Here is a 1,324-nt window from a genome sequence, read left to right as displayed (position 1 = left end):
ACACTGTGTTGAGTCTCAGGACATCGCCGACAGTTGATGTCTCAGGACATCGCGGACACTGACCGGCCTGTCAGCATGGTGACCACAGCGTCAATGGTGACCATGGTTCGATGGGCAGAGCAGGGTTTTCGATGGATCCTGAGTTCGTCGCCGCGGTCGCCCGAGCCGCTCACGGCGAAAAGATCAACGTGGCCCGGTTCTGCCGCGAGCACTACCTGTCCCGAGACACCTTCTACAAATACCTGACCCGGTTCCGGGCCGAAGGCACCGACGGATTCGCCCGCCGCAGCACCGCCCCGCACCACCACCCGAGCGCGGTCACCGCATCGGTGGCCGAGGCGGTGCTGCGGACCCGCAAAGAACTCGCCGAGGCCGGCCTGGACAACGGCCCCATCTCCATCCACTGGCACCTGCAAGACACCGGCGTCACCCCGGTGCCCTCCCGTGCCTCGATCCACCGGATCCTGCGCGCCCACGGCCAGATCACCCCCCAACCCCGCAAGAAACCCCGCACCCGCCGCCGGTTCGAATACACCGACCCCAACGGCTGCTGGCAAATCGACGGCATGGAGCACTACCTGGCCGACGGCACCAAGGTCTGCATCATCCAGATCCTCGACGACCACTCCCGTCTCGACGTCGGCACCTACGCCGCGGACAGCGAAACCACCACCGCCACCTGGGCCGCGCTGCAACAGGCCTTCGCCGGCTACGGCCTGCCCGTCCGGTTGCTCTCGGACAACGGGCTGGCCTTCACCGGCAAACACCGCGGCCGCATGGTCGAACTGGAACGCCACCTCGCCGGACTCGGCATCACCAGCATCGCCGCCACCCCGCACCACCCGCAGACCTGCGGCAAGAACGAACGCGTGCACCACACCTTGCGGACCTGGCTCGCCGCGCGCCCACCCGCCGCCACCCTGGCCGAACTGCAGGAATTGCTGGAGGAGTACCGGCGGATCTACAACCATCGCCGCCACCAGAGCCTCGAGGGCGACACACCTCAGCAGCGCTATGACGCCCGCCCGAAAGCCGTCCCCGCCACCGGCCCGCGCCGGCCCAGCGGTCTCACCACCCGGCCGGTCTCGGCCACCGGCGTGATCGCGTTCTCCGGCTGCTCCATCGTCCTGGGACGCACCTGGGCCGGGCGCACCGCCGAGGTTTACTGGCAAGGCGACCGGGTCACCGTCATGATCGACGACACGGTCGCCCGCCAGCTCACGCTAGACCGATCGGTACGCTACCAACGCCTCACCAACCAGAAACTGTCCGGGAAGTCCTGAGACAGATCTGTCTGTGAGGTCCTGAGACATGACACAGGGTT

Annotated in this window: 1 protein-coding gene; it reads left to right on the top strand. The window is 67.2% G+C overall.

The genetic code is table 11. The features are described 5' to 3' along the window. Nucleotides 1–110: 110 nt before the first annotated feature. Nucleotides 111–1,283 carry an IS481 family transposase gene (locus ACERZO_RS50305; RefSeq protein WP_372673161.1) on the top strand — a complete coding sequence of 391 codons (1,173 nt, stop codon included), beginning with the start codon at nucleotides 111–113 and terminating at the stop codon, nucleotides 1,281–1,283. Nucleotides 1,284–1,324: the final 41 nt, after the last annotated feature.

Origin of the sequence: Amycolatopsis kentuckyensis, from assembly GCF_041679295.1 — a bacterium.
GTDB classification, from domain to species: Bacteria; Actinomycetota; Actinomycetes; order Mycobacteriales; family Pseudonocardiaceae; genus Amycolatopsis; species Amycolatopsis kentuckyensis_A.
The sequence above is the reverse complement of the archived record's forward strand: the minus strand, read 5'-3'. Positions and strand labels throughout refer to the sequence as shown.